Raw genomic sequence first — 3,632 nt, 5'->3', positions numbered from 1 at the left:
GCTCAAGATTCGCCTCGACGGGGGCGGTACGGTCGACGCGGTGGTCTACATTGTCGACCGCCAGCACGAGCAATATGCCGGAGCGCTCGACGCGGCGGATGCAGCGGCCGTGGTGCGCGGCGCGGTCGGCCAGTCCGGCAACAACGAGGACTATGTGCTGAGCACGCTTGAGCATCTCGAGGCACTGGGCATAAGCGACCACTGGCTGGAGGATGTCGCCAGCCAGGTCGCGCCTTTGTGAAGCTGGCTCTGCGGAAAAAGGCGGCCAGGCCTTTGACCTCGTTCAGGCAAGACCTAGGTTAGGCTCCGACCCTCAGCCCGCGGGCGCCATTTGCCCGCCCCAATCATCCCGGAGATCCGCCTTGCAGAAACGTCGTCTCGGTCGCACCGACCTTACCATCGCGCCGCTGGTTCTGGGCGGCAATGTCTTCGGCTGGACCGCCGACGAGAAAACCTCGTTCGACCTGCTCGACCGCTTCGTCGGCGCCGGCCTCAACGCCATCGATACGGCGGATGCCTATTCGCGCTGGGTTCCCGGCCACAAAGGCGGTGAATCGGAAACCATCATCGGCAAATGGATGAAAGACCGTGGCAATCGCGACAAGGTCGTGGTGATCACGAAGGTCGGTTCGGATATGGGGCAGGGGCACAAGGACCTGTCCGCCGCATACATCGAAAAGGCCGTCGACGCATCGCTGAAGCGGCTGCAGACCGAAGTCATCGATCTCTATCTGTCGCACTGGCCGGACCCCGCAACGCCCTATGAAGAAACGCTTGGCGCCTACGAGAAGCTGCTCGCCAAGGGCAAAATCCGCTATGCCGGCTGTTCGAATCTCGACGCCGGCCAGTTGCGTGCCGCACTCGATGTGGCGAGCTTGCGCAGTCTGTCGCGCTACGAGGTGCTGCAGCCGGAATACAATCTCTACGATCGCTCGTCCTTCGATGGGCCGTTGCGCGATCTGTGCGTGGCCGAGGACATCGGCGTCATCACCTATTTCAGCCTGGCCAAGGGTTTTCTCAGCGGCAAATACCGCAGCGATGCCGATCTCGGTCAAAGCCCGCGCGGCGGTGGCGTGAAAGACTATCTCAATGCGCGCGGCATGCGCATCCTTGCGGCACTCGACGCGGTTTCATCAAGGCATTCGGCCAAGCAGGCGGAAGTCGCGCTTGCCTGGGTGATTGCGCGGCCGGGTGTCACCGCGCCGATCGCCAGCGCCACCAAGCCTGAACAGATGGACAGCCTGATCAGGGCGGCGTCGCTGAAACTGACCGCCGCCGACATGGCCGAACTCGACAAAGCGAGCGGCTGAAGCTTCAGGCGCGACGCCTCGCACGAACGTCCAAGACGCCACTCTGGTCCTGCCATACCGTCTCTTCGCGCAAGGCAGGACAGAGGAGAGATGACTGAGCCGCTTCTTTCGCAGCCGGACTTTTGGGGGCAACTTCTCGCGCTCGTGCTTGCCGCCCTGGTGATCATGGGCAGCCCGGGTCCGGCAACGATAAGCGTTACCGCCGTTGGGGCCGCCTTCGGTTTGCGCCACTCGCTGGGCTATGCCTGGGGAATCATCCTGGGCACGATCGCCGTGCTTCTGGTTGTCGCGACCGGGGTCATGGCGGTGCTTACCTCGATGCCGAAGCTGGCGCCGTTGCTGGCTTTCGCCTCGGCGGCCTACATCCTCTATCTCGCCTTCAAGATCGCCACGGCGCCGCCCATGGCAGCACGCGGCGCGGAGGCTTCGTGTCCAACATGGCTGGCTGGATTCCTTCTCGCGGTCGCCAATCCGAAGGCCTATGTGGCAATCGCCGCCGTGTTCGCCGGTGCTTCGCCCAAACAGGGTAACACTGAGCTTGGTCCATGGCTGAAGCTGATGGCTCTCGCGCTGATGATCGTCGCCATCCATGCTCTGTGGCTTGTCTTGGGAGTGGCATTCGCGCGCTTCCTGCGCCGGCCGGCGGCCTCGCGGATCGTCAACCTGGTCTTTGCCGCGACGCTGGTGTTGACCACCGCGCTGGCCGTTTTCGGCTGAGAACTGCCGGCAGGAGACTTCCGGTTCAGGCTTTGGTTCTTGCGGCGTTGTCCAGCTCTTGCAGTCTTTTCACCGCTGTCGGCGGCAAGGCAGGCGGGTTTGGGCCGCGCGCGGCATCAATCAGGAACTGGTCGCAGGCAGCCTCGGTCTCGCCGATCAGCCGGGCCATGAATTCGTCCTTGCTCAGTCCCGGTGGGATCGGCGGCAGGAAGCGCGCCTTCACGGTGCCGGGGTAGCGCAGAAATTTTCGACGCGGCCAATAGAGACCGGCGACATGGGCAACCGGCACCACCGGAATGCCAAGTTGCGCATAGATTTCGACGATGCCGTATTTGTAGGCCGGCTCGTCGCCCGGCGCGCGTCTTGTCCCTTCGGGGTAGATGATGAGCTGGCGAGGATTGCGCGCCATCTCCGCCTTGGTCGCGGCGACCACGGCCTTCAGCGCTTTCGAACGGCTGCCGCGATGAACCGGAATCATGCGCATCTTCATGATGTACCAGCCGAAGAACGGGATCCAGGTGAGCTCGCGCTTCAGGATGTAGAGCGGGTCGTGAAGATAGGGAAAGAAGGCGATCGCATCCCAGAACGACTGGTGTTTGGGGGCCAGGATGAAGGAGCCTTCGGGCAGGTTTTCCCGGCCGGTGATCTCGCTCTTCGTTCCGGCGATCTTGTCGTAAAGCCACATCGAGGTGCGCGACCAAAATTTCGGCACGAACCAGGCGCGGTGCCGGGGCGACAGGAAATAGTATGGGGTCCAGAGGATCATCTGGACGATCAGGTTGACGTAAAAGACGAAATTGAACGTCAGCGATCTGATGTAGAGCATTTGGGGGGAGCCCGGTGAGGAGGTGAGCGTTGGTTACACCAAGCGCGGGAAAAAAGGAAATGGCCGCAGGGCGCTTTGGCTGGCAACGAAGAACGGTCGCCAATGGGGGTTGGCCTGGTTCCGCTACATCAGCCGCGCCAGCCGCTCCTTCAGGCGCGGGGCGGCAAAATCGAGGAATGCGCGCAGCTTGACCGGCAGCAGGCCGTGGCCCGCATGCACCAGGCTTACCGGCCATGGCTTTGGCTCAAACTCCTGCAGCAGGATGCGCAGCGTGCCGGACCGCAGCGCGGCTTCGATCTGGTAGGAAAGCACGCGTGTCAGCCCGACGCCGGCAATCGCCGCATCGATGGCCGCTTCGGCGGTGTTGACCTGAAGCCGCGAGCGGACCCGAACCGGGATTTCGGCCTTGCCCTTGGTGAAGCTCCAACTGGCGGCGGAGGCAAGTCCCTCGAAGGTGATGCAATCGTGTGTTTCCAGATCCTCCGGGGTGGTCGGCGTGCCGTGTTCGGCAAGATAGGCCGGGCTGGCGCAGACGACGCGGCGGATCGCGCCGACGCCGATGGCGACCAGGCTCGAATCGGGCAACTGGCCGATGCGGATGGCGAGATCGAAATGGTCCTCGACCAGCTGGGTTATGCGGTCGGCCAATGTCAGGCGGATGTCCACGTCTGGATAGGCGGCGAGAAAGCCGGTGACGACCGGCAGCACGTGCAGGCGGCCAAAGACGACCGGCGCGGTGATGGCCAATTCGCCGGTCGTCTTTGGCCGCCTGCACGTGC

Annotated in this window: 5 protein-coding genes; 3 read left to right on the top strand and 2 right to left on the bottom strand. The window is 63.4% G+C overall.

What is annotated here, in order from left to right; translation table 11 throughout:
• From EN984_RS26595 to EN984_RS26585, 3 genes are all read left to right on the top strand, one after another.
• The coding region (locus EN984_RS26595; RefSeq protein ID WP_206517481.1) for a gamma-glutamylcyclotransferase at positions 1–241 on the top strand (241 nt) is incomplete at its 5' end.
• A gap of 121 nt (positions 242–362) precedes the next feature.
• On the top strand, positions 363–1,310 hold the full coding sequence (locus tag EN984_RS26590) for an aldo/keto reductase (RefSeq protein ID WP_127268945.1): 948 nt from the start codon (positions 363–365) through the stop codon (positions 1,308–1,310).
• Positions 1,311–1,400: 90 nt separating this feature from the next.
• Positions 1,401–2,027: a LysE family translocator gene (locus EN984_RS26585; RefSeq protein WP_127268946.1), complete on the top strand. Its 627-nt coding sequence runs from the start codon at positions 1,401–1,403 to the stop codon at positions 2,025–2,027.
• A gap of 25 nt (positions 2,028–2,052) precedes the next feature.
• On the opposite strand, the gene EN984_RS26580 is transcribed toward EN984_RS26585, so the two are convergent.
• Together EN984_RS26580 and EN984_RS26575 are read right to left on the bottom strand one after the other, a co-directional pair.
• On the bottom strand, positions 2,053–2,853 hold the full coding sequence (locus EN984_RS26580) for a 1-acyl-sn-glycerol-3-phosphate acyltransferase (RefSeq protein ID WP_127268948.1): 801 nt from the start codon (positions 2,851–2,853) through the stop codon (positions 2,053–2,055).
• 123 nt (positions 2,854–2,976) lie between these two features.
• Positions 2,977–3,632 (bottom strand): LysR substrate-binding domain-containing protein (locus tag EN984_RS26575; protein ID WP_127384066.1); only part of this gene is annotated, 656 nt, incomplete at its 5' end.

The organism is Mesorhizobium sp. M7A.F.Ca.CA.004.12.1.1 (assembly GCF_003997835.1).
Taxonomy (GTDB): domain Bacteria; phylum Pseudomonadota; class Alphaproteobacteria; order Rhizobiales; family Rhizobiaceae; genus Mesorhizobium.
The sequence above is the reverse complement of the archived record's forward strand: the minus strand, read 5'-3'. Positions and strand labels throughout refer to the sequence as shown.